We start from the raw sequence: 19,797 nt of genomic DNA on the forward strand, positions 1-19,797 counted from the left end.
AACACATTGCTCAGGAATCATAGCTCATGCCGACTTTACGGAAGTTGCCACTCTTAATGGCGTTAGCCAGTTTGAATATTGCTTTGCCAGCTCAAGCTCAGGAAGATCAGGATTTATCTCTTGACGAGTTGGTTGTCACCGGAACTCGCTCTGGTACACCCATTCTGGAATTAGCAGGCAATACCGGCAAAATTTCAGAAGAAGAAATCGATCTGGTACGTCCTGATCACATCACCGAAGTGATTAATCGTATCAGTGGTGTCAATATTCAACGGGGTAATGGTCAGGAACATTTGACCTCTATTCGTTCTCCTGTGTTAACCGGTGGCGCTGGTGCAGGTTCATTTTTGTTTTTGGAAGACGGCATCCCATTGCGCGCGGCAGGTTTTGCCAATGTAAATGGTTTGTTTGAATCTAATTATGAACAGGCTGGCGGCATTGAAGTGGTACGTGGCCCAGGCAGTGCGTTTTATGGTTCCAATGCGGTTCATGGTCTGGTGAATGTGTTAACTCGTGCGCCGTCATTAAACCTTGAACGGCAAGTTGATCTGTCAGTTGGCCCGCATGATTTATACAAATTCAAAGGGACCGTCAGTGACACAGTTGGGCGTCATGGCTACCGTGTCAGTGTTAACGGCACAACGGATAATGGTTATGCTGAAGATGCCGGATATGATCAGCAAAAAATCACTTTGCGTCATGACTATTACGGCGATCAGGACAGTTTCAAAACCATTTTCAGTGCAACCAATCTCAATCAGAAAACAGCGGGTTACATTGAAGGTTTTGAAGCGTACAAAGATGGCAGTCTTGCAAGAAGTAATCCTAATAAAGAGGCAGGTATTGATGCCTACCGTAATGCAAAGGCTTTCCGTTTATCAACTGAATGGGAACGCCAACTTAATGAAACAACTTCATTTCGTTTGACACCATATATGCGTCATACCGAAATGGATTTTTTAATGCATTTCTTAACCGGTCGACCGGTTGAAAAAAATAAACATACTAGTGCGGGATTGTTGTCGGCATTAACCCATGAGCTCGATGGCGGTCATACCATTATCGTGGGTACTGATATTGAATACACAGAGGGCGATTTATCCGAAGTGCAATTTAATCCAACTGTATTTTTTGGCCCGAATCCTAGTGATTTTGTCCAAGGGGTGCATTATGACTATGATGTGGATTCGACAGTGCTAGCTCCATACATTCATAGTGAGTGGCAAGTCATGGATAAAACTCGTGTAACCGCCGGTGTTCGTTATGAATATACAAAATACGATTACACCAACAACACAGATTCTGAGACGATACCTGGTAATAATCGTTATTTACGTCCTGATAGTGGTAAAGATACCTTCAGTAATCTCAGTCCAAAGCTGGGGCTGGTGCAAGAATTGACAGACAATACTGCTGCATTTATCAATTATGCTCGTGGTAATCGCGCTCCACAAACGACCGATTTATATCGAATCCAACAACGTGGTGCGACCGGTGGTGCTGCAGATTCTGAAACAATTGATAGCGTAGAGATCGGTGTCCGTCGGGTGGGTGCTGGTTTGCAATATGAAATTGCTGCCTATCAGATGAAGAAAAAAGATTATTTCTTTACTGACAGCACTCAAATAAACGTCCCAGATGGTAAGACCAAGCATACTGGTATTGAACTGGGTGTTTTTTATCCTTTCAACGAATTGTTTGATATCGGTGCCAATGTCACTTTTGCCAAACATGAATATGACTTTGATAGAGCCACTAGCAATATCGATAAAGGCAATTATCTGGTTACTGCACCAAAACGTATGGGTAACATACGTTTAGGTTGGAATGTGACGCCAAAAAGTCGTGCTGAACTCGAATGGGTGCATATGAGTGAGTATTACCTTAATGATGCAAATGATAAAAAATATGAAGGTCATGATTTATTCAATCTGCGTGCTTCACATGCCGTTACAGAGAGCTTAACGCTTTATGGACGCGTACATAATCTGTTCGATACTGACTATGCTGAGCGTGCAGACTTTAACGGTTTTAGCCAGCAATATCGCTACTTTGTTGGCGAGCGTCGCGGCTTGCATGTTGGTGCCAGTTACTCGTTTTAATTAAACGATAGGCTCCAAACAAAAAAGCGGTGGTTGAGTTATCAACCACCGCTTTTTTTATATTTTTAATCTGATGTTTTACTGACGATGCGATTTTCTGGCTTCAAGTCTGCGTAAAAACTCTCGCATTATATCGTCGTAAAGAGCGGGTCCCAGATAAGCATCTTCAACACCGCTTTCAATGCTGGGATTATCGTTGATTTCGATTAATACCACGCGACTTCCACTTTGCTTGATATCTATACCGTAAAGACCATCTCCAACCAATTTTGCTGTTTTTATGGCAATTTTCAGTACTTTTTCCGGAACTTCGGAAATAGGTACGGCAGCTGATTTACCTGAATCAGTGCCTTTTTTGGTGTTGTGGTTATAAATCTGCCAGTGGCCCTTACTCATAAAATACTGACAGGCGTAGATCGGTTTATTGTTAAACACACCGATGCGCCAGTCATAATCAGTAAACATAAATTCCTGTAACAGAATGATCGCTGATTGCTGGAAAAAATCGGCGGCATTACTGCGCAGTTCATCGGCATTATTGACCTTGATAACACCTTTAGAAAACGCGCCATCAGGGATTTTCATCACCAATGGAAAGGTCGCTTCGGTGCAGATTTTTTCCAATCCAACTTTGTCATTCCGATATAAAAGATGCGATTCCGGCATTGGTAAATTATGCTTTTCCAGCAATTCTTTCAGATAAATCTTATTGGTACAGCGAATAATCGAGGTGGGATCATCAATAACCACCAAGCCTTCGCTTTCTGCACGTCGGGCAAATTTATAAGTGTGGTTATGAATCGCTGTGGTTTCGCGAATAAACAGGGCGTCATATTCAGCGATACGGATATAGTCTCTTGGGGTTATCAGTTCAACATCAATGCCAATACGTTTGCCGCTGGAGATAAAGCGTTTTAATGCTGTGGCATCACTGGGCGGCATTTTTTCATCTGGATTATGCAAAATCGCCATGTCATAACGATACTGTCGGCGTTTAGATGGTTTACGCCATAGTTTATGACTAAACGCATCCAGCGCATTGGCAAAGTTATCCTGTTCGCTATCACTGAGCTGATTCAGTGGGGCTGCTTTGATGGCAGAAATTAACCAATGGCCTTTATGACTGAATTCGATTTCAATGATCGGGCAGGGATACTGTTCGAAAATCTGTCTTGCCAGTTTTTGCAGGCCTTTAAATTCACACTGGCCAAAGAATACTTTCAGATTAAAGCTGGTTTCAGATTGCTTATCACTGGCTGCAATGACTTTATCAAGCTGTGTTCCAAAATCTGACAAGTCATAGGCATAGAGACTTTTACGTGACAGATCATTGATAGTTCGCAGACTCGGCATTACCCGATGCCCGCGTGCTTCGGCCACCATTGAACAGTAGTAGCCTGGACTTAAGTATTCCAGACCGTGACAAAGGTTAATAATTTGCGCACGACCGCTCGCGATATGAGATGGGGTTTGCAGATAATCATCCACTGCGATGACTTGTGCACTGGGAAAATAAGGCGCCCAGTCTTCGATATTTTCCAGAATTATCAAGTGGTTAGTCATATGACTTTAACGGTGCTCCGATTCAGGTTAGCCAGACGATTTGTGCATCATAAAGTGATTGTGTCATGGTTGTGATAAATATTTTTGCCACTGCGCCGATTATCTGGTCAAAATCATAAAAGTCGCCTATTCTTCGCCGAAAATTTAAGTACAGGAGAGTTGTTGTCATGTATGCAGAAGCCGTTCTGAGTGTGTTTTCTCAACGCTATGCTGGTGCACGAGACAAGTTCATATCAGCAGTGGAAACAAGCTCCATTGTCGAACGGGTCAACAATATTGTCCACCCCGTTCGTGGACCTAAAAACGAACGTTTGTTCTGCGATATTGCCTGGGCCGGCAGTCCCAAGGCAAAAAATGTTTTAGTGTTGGTGTCCGGCATCCATGGTGTAGAAGGCGGCGTCGGCTCTGCCATTCAATCTGATTTTGTTGGTCGTCATCGACGCTTACCTGCCGATGTTTGTGTGGTGATGGTGCATGCCTTAAACCCTTGGGGATTCGCCTGCGCCAGCCGAAATGACCATGAAGGCATTGATATCAACCGTAACTTCGTCGATTTTAATGCCAAGTTGCCTGACTCAACTGAAGCCGTGGCAATTTGGGATAAGCTGAGCAAAAAGACCGATTCTATTGAACTGATTGGTGAGCAACGTGAACAGTTCGATAAACTTAGCCAGGGTCAATACAGCAAGGCCGATGCACTTTATTATGGCGGTGAAAAAGCCAGCTGGTCACGACAAACGATTGAGGATCTGGTCGCTCAACTGAAACCAGACAAACGCGATAATGTCATTGTTATTGATATTCACAGTGGACTCGGACCATATGGCTACGGTGAATTAATCTGCGATCATCCCCCTGAAACGGCTGGACAGAAAAAAGCACGAGAATTATTTGGCGCGACAGTAACCGAACCTGCTCTGGGCACATCAACTTCAGGTGTTAAACACGGTCTGCATGATTATTACTGGCACCAGCAAGGCGACAATGTGTGTTTTCTGACATTGGAATTCGGCACTTTTGGTAATCAGCAAATGCTGAACGTGCTTTTTGCCGATCAGCAATTGCAACATTCTGGCAAGATTGACTGGTCTGATCAGAAAACATTGGATATCAAACATGCGATGCAGGATTTTTTCTGTCCTGCTGAAACGCAGTGGCAGGAGCTGGTATTGTTTCGTGGACGCCAAGTCATCGAAATGGCTTTGGAGGGTTTGACCACTAATGCAAATGGCAGCTAAACAGCAGACAGATTCGATAACATTTCGTGCGGCCACTTTAGCGGATGTAGATGCCCTGCTGGCGATTGAAAATATCTGTTTTGACAGCGATCAGCTATCTCGTCGCAGTTTTAAATGGATGATCAATAAGGCCAACGCCTTGTTACTGGTCGCCGAACAACAACAAAACATAATGGGATATGTATTGTTGCTTTACGCCAGAGGCACCTCGTTGGGGCGCATATACTCGCTGGCGGTTTTACCCGAATATCGCAATCAGAAAATTGCTCGTGCTTTAATGCGTGAAGCCGAGCAGGCAGCATTGACGGCCGGTCGTAGTTTTATTCGTCTGGAAGTACGCCCAGATAATGTTGGTGCGATAAAGCTTTATGAAAGCCTTGGCTATCACCAGTTTGAAATTGTCAGTGACTACTACGAAGATCATGCCAACGCATTACGCATGATGAAAGTGTTACAGCCACAACCCGAAGAACTGCATCAGCAGGTATTTCATTATTCACAAAGCACGGACTTTACCTGTGGCCCGGCCAGTTTGATGATGGCGATGAAAACGCTACAACCGGTAATGCATCTGGACCGTGGTCTGGAATTACAGCTTTGGCGGGAAGCCACGACCATATTTATGACCTCCGGGCATGGTGGTTGTAGTGCTCAGGGGCTGGCCTTGGCAGCTTGGCGACGTTATTTCAAAACCACATTGATAACCAATAGTGCCGAGGTACCGTTTGTAAATGGCGTGCGTAGTGAAGATAAAAAAGCGGTAATGGAATGTGTGCATCAAGACTTTATGCAGCAACTGGAAACATCGGAAGTCGAGCAGCAGATGCGGCAAATCGATGTGAATTTACTGCGTGACTATCTGAACCAGGGAGCACTGGCAGTAGTGTTGATCAGCTCTTACCGGCTCAATCAGAACAAATCACCGCATTGGGTGGTTTTGGTATCCATTTCAGATACCTTTGTGTATTTTCATGATCCGGATATTGATTGGGATGATGACAAAACCCTGACTGACAGCTTCTATGTGCCAGTGACTCATAAAGAATTCAATCGCATGTTGGGCTACGGCAAGCCGCGCTATCAGGCGGCGGTGATTTTGCACTCGACAAAATAATCTGTACGAACTGCTATGTAATTAATCTGTCATTTGAGTACAGGAGAACCTATGCTCGATAAGCTCAAACAACTGTTACAACGCGAATTACTCGATGATGAGGATACCGGTGATGCCGCGCATCTCTCCGTCAGACTTGCCGCTGCCTCACTGATGGTGGAAGTAATTGCTGCAGATTATCATTTCAAAGATGAAGAGCGGGACATGCTGTTAGCCATTTTTCAGAAACGTTTTTCACTTGATAAAGCTGCAGCTGAAAGCCTGCTGGCTGAAGCTGAAAAGGCACACAAATCTGCAACAGATTATTTTGCCTTTACCTCAGAGATCAACCGTCGTTACAGCCAGAAAAAGAAAATTGAACTGATCCATATCCTTTGGCAACTTGCCAACGCCGATCACGAAATCCATCAAATCGAACAGCATGTCATCCGTCGCATCAGCAACCTGTTACATGTTGAACACAGTGATTATATTGCTGCGAAACTGGCAGCTACCGGACATAGTTAACCCAATAATATATAAATATTGAAATTCACGGGATGAATTTTTGATATGAAGGGGACAATTAAAAAGTAACAGTTCATGTTATTGCTCAACACAATTTATTATCATAGAATGCAACTGCGAATCATTATCATTAACGGTTGTGAATAATTTCTATGAATGCCCCTTTGTCGCCACCCCCTACAGAAAGCTTGGAAAAACTTTATCAAAACAATTTCAGCTGGTTGCAAAACTGGTTACGTGAGCGTTTGAATTGTTCTCATCAGGCGGCTGATCTGGCGCAGGATACTTTTGTCAGATTACTTACTGCACCTGATTTTGAGGGTAAAGTTGAGTCCATACGCGAACCGCGCAGTTATCTGGTAACAGTTGCCAAGCGGGTGATGATCGACCATTTTCGGCGGCGCACAATTGAGCAATCTTATCTACAAGCATTAATGCAGCAACCAGAGCAGGAAGGTATTTCGTCTGAACAGAGCATGATTTTGCTGGAAACCTTATATCGCATTGATGCAATGCTGGATGGCTTGGGTGCAAAGGTGAAAAAAGCCTTTTTAATGTCTCAACTCAAGGGCATGACTTACCGTGAAATCGCGGATGAGATGGGAATGTCTGAAAGCTCGGTGAAAAAATATATGGCAAAGGCCACCCAGCATTGCCTGTTATTTTCATTATATGAGCAGCTCGATGCATGAAAGCGGCTTTAGCGAGATTAACACCGCAGCAACAGAAGGCGCTGGCGGATGCTGCCCAATGGCATGTGGAACTCACGGCAAACACCAATATCGACAAAACGCAGCAAGCCTGGCAAAGCTGGTTATCGAAACAACCTGAAAATCACTGGGCCTGGCAGCAACTGGAAAAACTGCAACAACAACTCAAGCAACTTCCCGGAGATGTTGCATTTAATTCTCTTACACCAGATTCAGAAGAGCATCCTTCAAATACTCGAAGGAACGTGCTCAAAAGCATCGCCGGTATTGTGGGTATTTCTTCATCAAGCTGGCTTGCCTGGCAATATTCACCTGCTGGTTTGATGCTGGCAGATCATTCCACGCACACCGGAGAAATCCGGGAAGTGCAGCTGACGGATGGCTCAACCATCATGTTGAACAGTGCGTCGGCTATCAATGTTCATTTTTCTGAAGTCGAACGACGGATCAACTTGCAACAAGGCGAGATCATGATCTCCACCAGTTCGAATAGTGATATCCGGCCTTTTTATGTGCAAACCCGCCAAGGTTTATTAAAACCATTTGGGACGCGGTTTTCTGTTCAGCAACAAAAAGATTACACGATTCTGTCGGTGTTTGAGCATCAGGTAAAAGTCAGTTTGCCTAATAAACAGCAGACCATTTGCAGGGCGGGTAACAAGTTGATTTTTAGCCAAACAAATTTTGAACCTCTTACAGCACTTGTGGAGGGTGAGGATGCCTGGTTGCAGAAAAAGCTGATTATCAATGATATGCCGTTGGATATTTTTTTAAATGAGCTGGCCCGGTATCGTCCTGGTGTAATTCGTGTTGAACCTGAGCTGTCGAAATTTCATATCAGTGGCACATTTGATGTGAGCAATACCGACCAAGCGTTAATGGCGGTAACGCGGTTATTTCCAGTAGCTGTAACATTTCGAAGCCGTTACTGGGTGACAGTTCATTCGGCGTAATTCAATAACTTACACCTTTTCAAATGCTGACTCGTCTTTGTGGGTAACCCATTAACTTGCGTTATTCATACACGAGGACTTATGCAAACCACTCTATCGATACCCCAAAGAACGCCTATTGTTCGTGCCATTCAGCGGATAACTGGCTCCAGCAGACATTTATTGTTATGCAGTGCGTTATTAATGCCGGTCATGGCATATTCGACCAACACTTATGCAGAGACAGTCACACAGAGTTATGCCATTCAGGCCGGTGAACTGGGCAGTGTGTTAAATCGTTTTGCCAGTCAGGCAGGTGTGAACATTTATTTTGATGCTGCGTTAACGCGTGGTCTTCAAAGCTCAGGCCTCACTGGTGAACATTCAATTGATTCGGCTTTGCAACAATTACTGCAAGGCACTAATTTGCAGGTGGTGAAAACGTCTGCCGATAGCTATCAGCTACAAGCCAGTTCTACTAAATCATCCTCAGTAGTGGACAGTGTCAAGTTAGCGCCTGTCCAAGTGAGCGCTACCGGTATAGGCGGCACTACCGAAGGTACCCTTTCCTATACTACTGGCTCAATGAGTACTGCGACAGGTTTAGCTCTTTCTCAACGGCAAACTCCCCAGTCAGTTAGCGTTATCACTCGCCAGCAAATTGAAGACCAAAACCTCAACGACATTTATGAAGTCTTAGAACAGTCAACCGGTATCATTACCAATGAAACTGGCCCATCAGGAAGCGATAGTAATCAGATTTATGTTCGTGGGTTACAGCTACAAGGAATCCAAGTTGACGGTGTGAATCGTCTGAATTCATATGGTTTCAGTGATGATCTCGCTGATATGGTGACTTACGATCGTGTAGAAATTGTCCGAGGTGCGACCGGTTTGATGTCAGGAGTTGGTGACCCGTCAGGAACCATCAATCTGGTGCGTAAAAAGCCAACTCTGGAAACTCAACGTTCCATCACGTTAAAAGCAGGTTCATGGGATAACTATCGAACAGAAATTGATATGTCTGGTAGTTTGTCAGAAAGTGGAAATGTAAGGGGACGGATAGTAGCAGCCTATCAGGATAGCCAGAGTTATATTGACCGCCAGGAATTGGAGAAACAAGTTGCTTATGGCGTCTTGGAGTGGGATGTTACTGATCAAACCATGCTGACCATTGGCGCTGAATATCAAGACATTTATAACGATCAAGCATCGAATCACGGTTTTCCGATGTTCAAAGCGGATGGATCCTATTTTAATCCATCTTATTCGTTTAACCCAACCGCCGATTGGACCTATCATAAACGTGACAGTAAAACGTTTTTTGGGAAGGTTGACCATATATTCGATAACGGCTGGCAGCTAAGATTTAGTGCTGAACATAGCCGACGTTCTTATGACGATGTATTAGGTACATCTGCAAGCGGCTATCCGGCTGAAGATGGGAGCGGGGTGTCTATTTGGGCCGGTCGTTGGGCGGCGGAGCCAAGACAGACATCATTTGATCTAGCGGTGTCTGGCAAAATCAATCTGTTTGGGCGTGAACATGATATTTATACAGGGGCAAGCCACTCTAAAGCTTATCATCGCAGTTATGGTTACCCACTCTGGACGATGCTCAGCGTAGATAATATTTATACATGGAATGGTAGTGTTCCGAGGCCTGATGCCATTGTGACGAGATCTGATGAGTATGCCATTGATGAAGACCAGACTGGGGTGTTTGCCTCTGTCCGTTGGAGCTTATTGGATACAGTGTCATTAATAACTGGAGCAAGAGTTATTGATTGGCAGCGCGATGAAATGTCCCACAACTTTAGCTCTGGGGCGGTGTCACGTGAACATCGAGAAGAAAATGGCATTGTCACTCCATATCTAGGTTTAGTGTATGACTTTGCCGATAACTGGTCAGCCTACACGAGCTATACAACTATCTTTAATCCTCAAAGTTATCTGGATGTAAATGGCCGTTATATTGATCCCAAAGAAGGTGAAAATTATGAGCTGGGACTTAAAAGTGAGTTTTGGGATAAGCGTCTGACAGCAGCATTAAGTATTTTTGAGGTTCATCAAGACAACTTAGCTGTGGCAGATGGTAATGCTCTAGCTCCTGATGGTAATCAGGCTTATAGAGCAGAATCTGGAACAAAAACCGCGGATTTGAAATTGAAGTAGCGGGTGAAATATTGCCTTTATGGCAAATTTCGGCGAGTTATAGCTATGCCGAAATCCATGATGCAGATGATGATCGTTTAGTGACACAGCTGCCGAGAGACACTTTCAAATTATTTACTAGCTATCAAATTCCAGCCCTGAATAACTTGAAAATTGGAAGCAGTGTCCGTTGGCAAGGCGATGCTTATTATGAAGATGCGGGTCCAAATGGTGAAACATTCAAGCAAGGTAGTTTTACGATAGTGGATTTAATGGCTCAGTACGCTTTGAATGCAGAAACTTCTCTGGCGTTGAATTTTAATAATATCTTCGACGAACGATATTACACAGCCATTGGTACGCGAGGATGGTATGGCACACCAAGGAATATTACTGCCAGAATGAAATATGATTTTTAAGTAAATTAGAAATTAGTTTGAACATCAAGGCTCTGTCGGTCTCCCCCGGCAGGGCCTTTTTGCTATTTGAAATAAGATGTTACCATCAAAAATCAGGCATATTCTCTGTGCCTTTCAGAAGTAATCTTCCAACACTTTTACACAACTGAAATCCACCGATAAGGAGGTTTCCGATGAGTCAGCCCGCTTTTAAACAACGTCAGCAGGATCGTGGTAAACATCTGAAAGATTACTGGCCATTACTGGCATTAATTTTAACCAGTGCAGTTGTTGCGCTGGCGATAAGTTATTCAACTCAGGTCACTATGCTCAATTGGATGCACTATTTTATGGGCATCTTTCTGTCAATTTTTGCATTGTTAAAACTGTTTCATCCTTCGGCCTTTGCAGATGGCTTTCAGATGTATGATTTGCTGGCAAAGAAAAGTCGAGTTTATGCCTATGTTTATCCATATCTGGAGCTGGCTCTGGGTCTTGGCTATCTGTCTTTTTTTATGCCACAACTGGTTTACGCGCTAAACATCTTACTATTGGGATTTGGTGCTATCGGAGTGATTCTGGCATTACGCAAAGGGCTGGATATTAATTGCCCTTGTATGGGGTCGATTCTGGATGTGCCGCTTAGTACCGTTACTTTAACCGAGGATATAGGCATGGTGCTGATGGCCTTGGTAATGTGGATGATGCTGGTTTAATACGATGAACAGGAGGAACACATTATGGTTGCCGAATGGACAGATAAAGACGAACGTCAATATGAGCATATAAAAGAACAACAGCAGAAAAGTGGTAAAAAGACGGATAAAGCTGAAGAAATCGCGGCTCGAACAGTGAATAAACAACGCCGTGAAGAAGGCCGCACACCCAGAAAAACAACTCAGGGAACAGGCAATCCTAATTCCTCATTGGAGTCACGGACACTTCAGGAGCTGTATAACCGGGCCAGTCAGTTGAATATCAAAGGGCGTAGCAAAATGAGCAAGTCGGAACTGGTGACCGCTATTCGAAATAACTGACGAATAGCGGCTTATTATCAAAGCGACGACACGTTATTAATTAATCGCATTGTTCCCACATAGGTCTGAGACTGCAATCCACTGAATCGGTATCAGCATCAGATTCGGGTTCCGACTGGGAGCGTGTTTCAGATTCATCGGATTTGTTGTTTTGTGATGGTGAAGATTCTGGATCGGTTTCCCGACCAAAGTCACTTTCAAATGCGTTGACAAAAGCATTTTGCAGGATAGCCAGAAACGCTTGCCAGGCACTGACATCAGGGTCATCCAAATCGCCGCGGATTTCAATCTGAGTGGCAATGCGGTCTCTGGGGTCGTTGCGGAATATCCGACCAAAGGCACCGACGATAGCCTGCCAGGCAGCATTGAAAATGCCTTCTTCGAGATCTTTTTCCAAATCAAAAATTTCGACATTATCCAAGATGGGTTTAGCGTAGCCGGTTAACTGAGCATCTTCAGCTTGCAACTCCATCACAAAATCGCCCTTGCCGGATTTGAAATTAAAATTGCCATAGGCTTCGGAGACTTCATTGAGCCTGGTCAGCTCAATTCCGGTGATTTTTAGATTTAGCGCAAAATTATGAAAATCCCCTAAAGGATCTAATTCTCCGTTCAGATTGGCATTTGCGTTATCAAATAACAGACCCTGCAGATCAAAATCGGCATATTCCAGCCCATCACTGCGATCGGCATTACTCAAGTTGGTGATTTCACCATTGAGTTGATGAAACACCAGATGTACTGGAGGATCAGATTTGAAGTTATGAAAATGAATTTCACCATTGTCTATATTCAATCGATCAATCTTTAACGGGATAATCTCCTGCACCGTCTGCCGCCAGGTGGATTCTTCTACAGGTTTGTCATCTGCTTTGTCATCGACCAGGTGGATTTCGGCATTAATCAAGTCAACATCGGCTACGATTTTGCCTCTTAATAAAGCGGTCCAGCTGACCGATGTATCTATGGTTTCTGCTTTAAAAAATACTACCGAAGGCTGGTCTTTTTTGGTGATTTCCAGTTGATCAACAGAGTAGGCGCCTCGCCACAGATGAATGTCGACATCAGCGATTTCACCTTGATAATTTCCCATGTCGGCCATTTTGTCGTTCAAATAATCCTTAACCAATGACGGCAATTGCATACGCAGAATAATTAACACGACAACAAGCAACGCTAGAACAATCAGCGTATAGGAATAGCGTCTGGCGATCATGGCGATCTCCTTCTAAGACGTTTTAGTTGAACTAAAAGCTAACGAAAAATCACCCGTTTAAACATTCAAACGGGTGACCTGATTCAACTTGTTATTTCATCATAAAAACCGACTAGCCAGCACGTTGCCAAAAACGAATATCACGACAGTTTTGGGTAAATTCGTCCGTGGTTTTAGTATTGGTCAATTGCAGACAACCTTCATCCAACATCTCACTGATACCGGCTTTTTTCAAGAGCGGCATCGCATCCTCAGCGTAACCGATAAATTTCTTGTGATTAAAGGCATCACTGACAAAGGTTAATGCCGGTGGCATTTCTGCCAGCATTTTCACACCGTCGCTACCGGGCAAAATCACAATGGCATCAAATAACACCGAAGGCCCACCATCAACTTTTTCATCGACTTTTACCATATCGCCAGCACTGCTTTTAATTTCCCCACTATGAGGGGCAACAACTTCAAACATTGCTCCTTCTGCTTTAAGTGATTTCTCAAGCGATTTGAAAATATCTGCATCAAATCCATCGGTCATTAAGACACCAACTTTACGGCCTTTAAAACTATCAGGGCCATTCTTGAGAATACTTAACTTATCCGAAACCGGGAGATCATCCCGTGTTGGCATCGCTGCATCAGCTGGTTTAGGCAACGGATTGATGCCCAATTTCTCAGCGACTTCTTCAGCCAATTGTTTATCAACATTCAGCAAGTGACTGACCATTCGTTCGCGAATTGCCGGTGTTTTGACTTTACTCAGCTCAAATGCAAACGCATTAATAATATGTTGCTGCTCGGTGTCAGTCTGGCTTATATAAAACTGCCTGGCCTGGCTGTAGTGATCAGCAAAGGTCTCGGAACGTTCACGGACTTTTGGTCCTGATACATCTTCAGGATAACTTTCAAAGCCCCTGGCCGGATCTTCACGAGGACCACCTTCTTCTTCAACCCAGCTGTTGGGCTCATAGTTGGCCCGACCTGTCGGGTTACTCATTGCCATATGACCATCTTGCTGGAAATGATGCATCGGGCATTTCGGTGCATTAATTGGGATCTGGGTGAAATTGGGTCCACCTAAACGTTTTAACTGTGTATCAAGATAGGAAAAGTTTCTACCCTGCAGCAATGGATCATTGGAATGATCGATGCCTTTGACGATATTCTGGGTACAAAAAGCGACCTGTTCGGTTTCAGCAAAGAAGTTGCTGACCACTCGATCCAATACTAAACGACCGACAATGCGAATCGGCACCTGTTCTTCGGGAATAAGCTTGGTGGCATCCAACACATCAAACTCAAATTTCTCAGCAAACTCATCATCGAAAATCTGCAGTCCCAATTCCCACTCAGGGTAATCTCCCTGATTGATGGCATTCCATAAATCACGACGATGGAAATCCGGATCGGCCCCGTTGATTTTTAACGCTTCGTCCCATAAAACTGACTGCATGCCTTGTTTCGGCTTCCAATGGAATTTTACAAACTGGCTTTTGCCATCTTTATCAACTAATCGAAAGCTATGAACGCCAAAGCCTTCCATAAACCGAAATGAGCGTGGAATCGTGCGATCTGACATTTGCCACATCAGCATATGCATGCTTTCCGGCATCAAAGTCGCAAAATCCCAGAAGTTATCATGGGCAGACTGAGCCTGCGGAAATCCGCGATCAGGTTCTTCTTTGACGGAGTGAACCAAATCAGGAAATTTAATCGCATCCTGAATAAAAAATACTGGGATGTTGTTACCCACGATGTCCCAGTTACCTTCTTTGGTATACAGCTTGACGGCAAAGCCACGAACATCACGCGCCAGATCAGCTGAGCCTTTACTGCCGGCAACGGTTGAGAAACGCACAAAGGCAGGTGTTCTTTCGCCTTTACGCTGGAAAATATCAGCAGAGGTAACGTCTTCTAATGATTCGGTGGTTTCAAAATAACCGTGAGCACCAAAGCCACGGGCATGCACCACTCGTTCTGGAATACGTTCATGATCAAAATGAAACAGTTTTTCGCGAAGAATATGATCTTCGATTAAACCTGGACCACGAGCTCCAGCTTTTAATGAATTCTGATCGTCGGCAATCGGGCCGCCTTGTTGAGTGGTGAGAGTGGAGGTTTTGCCGGTGGCCTGCTGATGAGTTTCACCACCATTACCTGGATTTGTTTTCGGATCGGTTTTGTCCATGACTTCTCCTTGATTATTTTTTGGGTGTACAGGGGACGTGTCGCGAGAGATTTCGCGATTGGTAAAGGCCTGTTAATCTTTGATCGCAACGCTTGGTTGCAAGTAAAGCCTCAACCCATTCTGCGCCGGCCCCAACTAATCACATTAACCTGAGTAAAGTGAACTGCGTCACAAAACGCACAAGCAGCGGCAGTCAGCGGATCGCCGCTAAAAATAATTTTTAAAAGTGTCTTGCAGGGAGTTTTGAGAGGTTTATTGGTGAAATAGCAAACTGAAAGCTAACTATGTGCTTTTGGAAGATGATCGGGGTCATAGTCTGGAAAAATGGCTTTGCGGATAATTGCATGCACACCCAGATTGCCATCCACTACCTGGGTAATGCCAAAATCAACCGCTACTGAAATCAGTGAGATAGCTTCATCTTCACTAAGCTGATGTTCTTTCATTAAGTAGTGACGGGCTTTTCTGAAGGCGTCACGCATCGCCGCTTCCATAGAGGAATTTTTGTATACCTGTGTTTGGGCGTTCGGGCCAAGTTCAGCCTGATAGTCGGAGAAACTCATGCCCTGCAATACCCATTCATCCGGTGTTTCCAAAAAAGGATGATTGAGGCCATCCATATAACTGCCTTTTAAATCACGTTGTTTGTGCAACACCAATTGAAATACACCGGTTAAAGAACATTCAATGGCGGTGCCGCATAATTCCGAATCCCCTTGAGAAGCATGGGGATCACCGACCGAGAAGAGGGCTCCCTGGGTGGCAACAGGCAGAAATAATTTAGTACCTTTGCCAGCACGCCAGTTATCCATATTGCCGCCAAAATAGCTAGGCGGAATGGAATCAACCATACCGGTTTCACGCGGGGCGACGGCCATCACGCCAAAATGTGGTCTGACCGGAATAACGGCTTTGTCGAGAATGCCGAACTGTTTGTCTATAGTGGAATGGTCAACCGGTATGCCGGGGTAATCAATGGTTGGGTGCACAATGCCGTAGGGATCGGTTTGCGGAGTCCAACGAAAGTTATAAATCGCCTTGGCATGCGGTGGATGGGTGTGTTGATGTACTTCATATACCGTGACCACCTCACGTTTTTTGGGCTCAGTGAGCAAGTCATCATATTGAAAACCCCACCAGGTGGCGGCATTGCTGCCAAAGTGTTTACCTTGATGCTCCGGGCTGCAACTGAGGCGCGGTTGAATATCGAGTATGCGTATTTCCAACACATCGCCAGGTTCAGCATCGGTGACATAGACTGGCCCGGTACAAATATGCACCCCAAAACCTTCTCCGGCACCGCGACCAAATATCGTGGCATCCATCGGCCCGGCCCCCCGCCGGTCAACATTCTTTGTTGTACCAGTCCAATGAAAAACGCTTTGTGCTCCGGCATCGCCGTCGATCATGCGTTCGCAGTCATCTGAGGCATGCTGGGATAAGGTTTCAATGGTCACAATATCGCCGGATCGGATGGTTAATACCGGTTTGATCGCATTGCTGAAATAGCCCCAGTGAACGGTTTTATCGGACACCGGCAGGTAATATTGTCGTGGAGACTGAGCGACGGTTTGAGCGGGCGCAGTGTTATCTATGTCCGAAAACCGTTTAGGGGCGAGTCGCAATGAAAGCGCATATTTAGCATGATCATCCAATACTTCCTGAAATGGCCTGCGACGTTTTTGAATGTCATCATCTTGCAAAAAGGATTGCGGATCGGTGACAGGAGAACGAGCTGACGGTTTGGTTTGCGGACAACCACGGCGAAGTTGTTCATGCAGATCCTGTGGCGGTGAGGCGCGATAGCTTTTCGGAGACATGCCCATAAACTGCGAAAAGGTACGGCTGAAGTTGGCCGCGTCATTAAACCCCCAGCGATAGCACAGCTGGGCTATGCTGAACTGGGCAAGGGCAGGGTTAGCCAGATCAATACAGCAATGCTGTATGCGCCGGCTTTTTAAATATTCACTGAAGGTTGTGCCACTGTTTTTGAACAGTTTTTGTAAATATCTGGGGGATAAACCTTCCTGCGCAGCGATTTTTTCAATATTCAGATCCGGGTCGTCCAGCCGTGAATCCACCGTTCTGCACACCCTACGTAAATGGGCCAATTGCACATCAGTAGCTTCTTCATTGGCAGCAGATTGTTTATGGGAAAGACAAGCCACCAATAACTCAGCCAGCGTTACCTCTAATGCAGGCAGCTCATTGTTATCCACATGGGGTAACTGTTCGGTAAGCGATTGCAGCATGTTCAGACATAACGCGCCGATACCTTGTTGTGTACTGATGCGATTTGCTTCCTGTCGTCCGGAACGCACCAGCCTGAGCAGAAAACTGGATGACTCCAGTTTGATCAGCATGATGCGAAAACGGGTTTGCAAAGCCAGTCGCCAGGATTGGCTAGGATCTAGCAACATGATATCGCCGGAACGTAATTTGACTGTTTGATCGGCATCCAGCACCTGCGCGGTGCCATCAAGCAAGGCGAGCACCAATACAGTGCCTTGTAAGGGTTGGGTTGATTTGGCTGCGATCGGTGACAGAATCTGTGGAGATGCGGTGAGTTGTACAAATACAGAGTCGCGTGCTGAGACCGACAATGCCATATGGCCACTGTCGTCATTACGAATGGAGCTTGCAGCATCACTCGCCAGCCCGAGCCTGGAAAGGATTTCATTCCAGGCCGGCTGGCGTAGCTCTGCGGGTATAGCACTGGCAGAAAAGCGTTTCAGGTCAGTCACAGTAAAGTGTTATTCCTTGAATACTGAAGCATCCTTTCGCAAGTGTTATGCCATAACCCTAACCGCGGGCCGGGAACATGGATTTTTTCAGAATCGCATGCACGCCCCAGTTGCCATCTACTACTTGGGTGATACCAAAGTCGACTGCCACCGTCATCAGTGATATCGCTTCGTCTTCATCCAGATGCTGAGTGGTCATTAAAAAGTGTCGCATCTTGCGATAGGCATCACGTAATGCTTTATCAACCGAAGATTTGCTGTAGATATCATCCTGAGCATTGGGGCCCAGTTCAGCCAGATAGTTGGCATAACTGAAGCCATGTAACACCCAGTCATCCTGGGTTTCCAGCAAGGGATAATTGAGTTCAGCCAATGAGGTGCCGGGCAAGTCAGCTTTTTTGTGCAAGATAAACTGGAAAGTCCCCGTTAAAGAGCACTCAATGGCGGTACCGCACAACTCAGAGTCACCCTGTGATGCATGTGGATCACCTACCGAGAATATGCCGCCATCCACTGCGACCGGGAAATAAATCTTCGCACCCTTGCCAATCCGCCAGTTGTCGATATTGCCGCCGGTGTAGTTGGGCGGAATCGAGTTCACCATATCGGCTTCTGCAGGAGCCAGGCCAATGGTGCCAAAGTGAGGCCGGATCGGAATACGGATATCACGCAGAATATTTTCTTTTTTGGTGATGGTACTGTGATCAACCGGTACGCCCGGATAATCGATAGTCGGATGCACCACACCGAAAGGATCGGTTTGCGGTGTCCAGCGATAGTTGTAGACCGCCTTGGCCCAGTTACGCTCGCCAGTGGCATCGACTTCATAAATGGTGACGACTTCACGTTGTTTCGGTTCGGTAAGCATATCGCCGTAATGAAAGCCCCACCAGGCAGCGGCATTACTACCAAAGGTCTTACCTTTGTAATCAGGGTTACCACTCGGTCTGGGGGTAACATCAACTATGCGCACCTCAAGAATATCGCCCGGTTGAGCGCCTTTGATGCGTACTGGTCCGGTACAGATATGCACGCCGGCTCCACCACCTGCTCCAATCTTGGCATCCATCGGGCCAGCACCACGCCGATCGACACCTTTGCGTTGGGCATCCCAATGAAAAATACTTTCTGCGCCAGGGTCACCTTTTACCATCCGTTCTGCATCATCGTTGGCATGATGGGTGAGTGTTTCCATGGTGACAAAATCACCGGACTCGATTTCAACGGTAGGCTTGGCATTCTTGCTGAAATAACCCCAGAGAACCGTTTCCGGGGTGGCAGGAATGTAATAATGCATCTGGCCGGGTGCATCAGCATTAATTGGTGTATTGGCGCCTGCGGCAAAACTCATTGGTGACATGGACATGCCCATGGCACCCAGAGAGGCGGCACCACCGCCAACAAAAGCGTTACGGATAAATGAACGTCTTGCCGTATCAAATTCTTCGACTACGTCTTTTTTATTTTCTTCGGTGATGCCGTGCGTACAACCTGGAGTGCAAATATGCTCTGTCATGATAAATCCCCTCGGATAACTGCTTGATGTCGGAGGTGCCCCGGCAGTGCGGCACGTGCAGATATTATGTTCCTGAGGGTGAGATTTCTTCTTGTCGGCTGGCGCACTAATTCTTGTCGAAGATAGTTAATTTAGGTTTGTTGCTACTGCTCAATAACCCTCAGTAAAACTCTTTCTGGAAGTTACCCAATCCAAACTTTTACCGTTAAACATTTACGGATAGAAAACGCGATACTTGTTAATTACGAATGCAAACGATAATCTATCGCATTAACTGTGTTGAAAAACACAATAAAAATGGCCTTTTTCTACGGGTCATTCGACTTGTTATTAACTGAAAACTTCTGAGTCGGCAGCGAAGCCGTTATCTAATCGAAAAAG

At 45.4% G+C, this 19,797-nt stretch carries 15 protein-coding genes; 10 read left to right on the top strand and 5 right to left on the bottom strand.

The features are described 5' to 3' along the window. Nucleotides 1–26: 26 nt before the first annotated feature. Nucleotides 27–2,102: a TonB-dependent receptor gene (locus tag E8Q33_RS07240; protein ID WP_136553854.1), complete on the top strand. Its 2,076-nt coding sequence runs from the start codon at nucleotides 27–29 to the stop codon at nucleotides 2,100–2,102. 78 nt (nucleotides 2,103–2,180) lie between these two features. Here the strand turns inward: E8Q33_RS07240 and E8Q33_RS07245 are convergent, their stop codons facing one another. Then, a complete protein-coding gene (locus E8Q33_RS07245; RefSeq protein WP_136553855.1) occupies nucleotides 2,181–3,665 on the bottom strand; it encodes a RimK family protein in 1,485 nt (494 codons plus the stop codon). A gap of 167 nt (nucleotides 3,666–3,832) precedes the next feature. Between E8Q33_RS07245 and E8Q33_RS07250 the strand changes: the two genes are divergently transcribed. The 9 genes from E8Q33_RS07250 to E8Q33_RS07285 all read left to right on the top strand — a co-directional run bounded on the left by E8Q33_RS07250 (nucleotide 3,833) and on the right by E8Q33_RS07285 (nucleotide 11,755). After that, a complete protein-coding gene (locus E8Q33_RS07250; RefSeq protein ID WP_136553857.1) occupies nucleotides 3,833–4,903 on the top strand; it encodes a DUF2817 domain-containing protein in 1,071 nt (356 codons plus the stop codon). After that, the gene (locus E8Q33_RS07255; RefSeq protein ID WP_136553858.1) at nucleotides 4,887–6,017 is read left to right on the top strand and encodes a GNAT family N-acetyltransferase/peptidase C39 family protein; all 1,131 of its coding nucleotides are present in this window, start codon (nucleotides 4,887–4,889) and stop codon (nucleotides 6,015–6,017) included. Before E8Q33_RS07250 ends, E8Q33_RS07255 begins: the two co-directional genes overlap by 17 nt. 51 nt (nucleotides 6,018–6,068) lie before the next feature. After that, entirely contained in the window at nucleotides 6,069–6,524 is a 456-nt protein-coding gene (locus tag E8Q33_RS07260) for a TerB family tellurite resistance protein (RefSeq protein ID WP_136553860.1), read from the top strand. Between the two features lie 152 nt (nucleotides 6,525–6,676). Next, a complete protein-coding gene (locus E8Q33_RS07265) occupies nucleotides 6,677–7,216 on the top strand; it encodes a sigma-70 family RNA polymerase sigma factor (protein ID WP_069294794.1) in 540 nt (179 codons plus the stop codon). After that, nucleotides 7,213–8,187 (top strand): FecR domain-containing protein, encoded by a 975-nt coding sequence (locus E8Q33_RS07270; protein ID WP_136553862.1) that lies wholly within the window; start codon nucleotides 7,213–7,215, stop codon nucleotides 8,185–8,187. Before E8Q33_RS07265 ends, E8Q33_RS07270 begins: the two co-directional genes overlap by 4 nt. A gap of 81 nt (nucleotides 8,188–8,268) precedes the next feature. Continuing rightward, nucleotides 8,269–10,341: a TonB-dependent receptor gene (locus E8Q33_RS07275; protein WP_211116119.1), complete on the top strand. Its 2,073-nt coding sequence runs from the start codon at nucleotides 8,269–8,271 to the stop codon at nucleotides 10,339–10,341. 11 nt (nucleotides 10,342–10,352) lie between these two features. Beyond that, entirely contained in the window at nucleotides 10,353–10,739 is a 387-nt protein-coding gene (locus E8Q33_RS16415; RefSeq protein ID WP_211116120.1) for a TonB-dependent receptor domain-containing protein, read from the top strand. 173 nt (nucleotides 10,740–10,912) lie between these two features. Then, nucleotides 10,913–11,434 carry a MauE/DoxX family redox-associated membrane protein gene (locus E8Q33_RS07280; protein ID WP_136553864.1) on the top strand — a complete coding sequence of 174 codons (522 nt, stop codon included), beginning with the start codon at nucleotides 10,913–10,915 and terminating at the stop codon, nucleotides 11,432–11,434. A 24-nt stretch (nucleotides 11,435–11,458) separates the two neighbouring features. After that, complete coding sequence (locus tag E8Q33_RS07285; protein WP_069294791.1) at nucleotides 11,459–11,755, top strand: Rho termination factor N-terminal domain-containing protein; 297 nt, start codon at nucleotides 11,459–11,461, stop codon at nucleotides 11,753–11,755. Between the two features lie 40 nt (nucleotides 11,756–11,795). On the opposite strand, the gene E8Q33_RS07290 is transcribed toward E8Q33_RS07285, so the two are convergent. From E8Q33_RS07290 to E8Q33_RS07305, 4 genes are all read right to left on the bottom strand, one after another. Then, a complete protein-coding gene (locus E8Q33_RS07290; RefSeq protein ID WP_136553866.1) occupies nucleotides 11,796–12,971 on the bottom strand; it encodes a DUF748 domain-containing protein in 1,176 nt (391 codons plus the stop codon). Between the two features lie 112 nt (nucleotides 12,972–13,083). After that, nucleotides 13,084–15,156 carry a catalase gene (locus E8Q33_RS07295; protein ID WP_136553868.1) on the bottom strand — a complete coding sequence of 691 codons (2,073 nt, stop codon included), beginning with the start codon at nucleotides 15,154–15,156 and terminating at the stop codon, nucleotides 13,084–13,086. Nucleotides 15,157–15,434: 278 nt separating this feature from the next. Next, nucleotides 15,435–17,900 carry an acetamidase/formamidase family protein gene (locus tag E8Q33_RS07300; RefSeq protein ID WP_136553870.1) on the bottom strand — a complete coding sequence of 822 codons (2,466 nt, stop codon included), beginning with the start codon at nucleotides 17,898–17,900 and terminating at the stop codon, nucleotides 15,435–15,437. A 58-nt stretch (nucleotides 17,901–17,958) separates the two neighbouring features. Beyond that, entirely contained in the window at nucleotides 17,959–19,416 is a 1,458-nt protein-coding gene (locus E8Q33_RS07305) for an acetamidase/formamidase family protein (RefSeq protein WP_136553871.1), read from the bottom strand. Nucleotides 19,417–19,797 lie beyond the last annotated feature (381 nt).

Origin of the sequence: Methylophaga sp. SB9B, from assembly GCF_004832235.1 — a bacterium.
In the GTDB taxonomy this organism is placed as follows: domain Bacteria; phylum Pseudomonadota; class Gammaproteobacteria; order Nitrosococcales; family Methylophagaceae; genus Methylophaga; species Methylophaga muralis.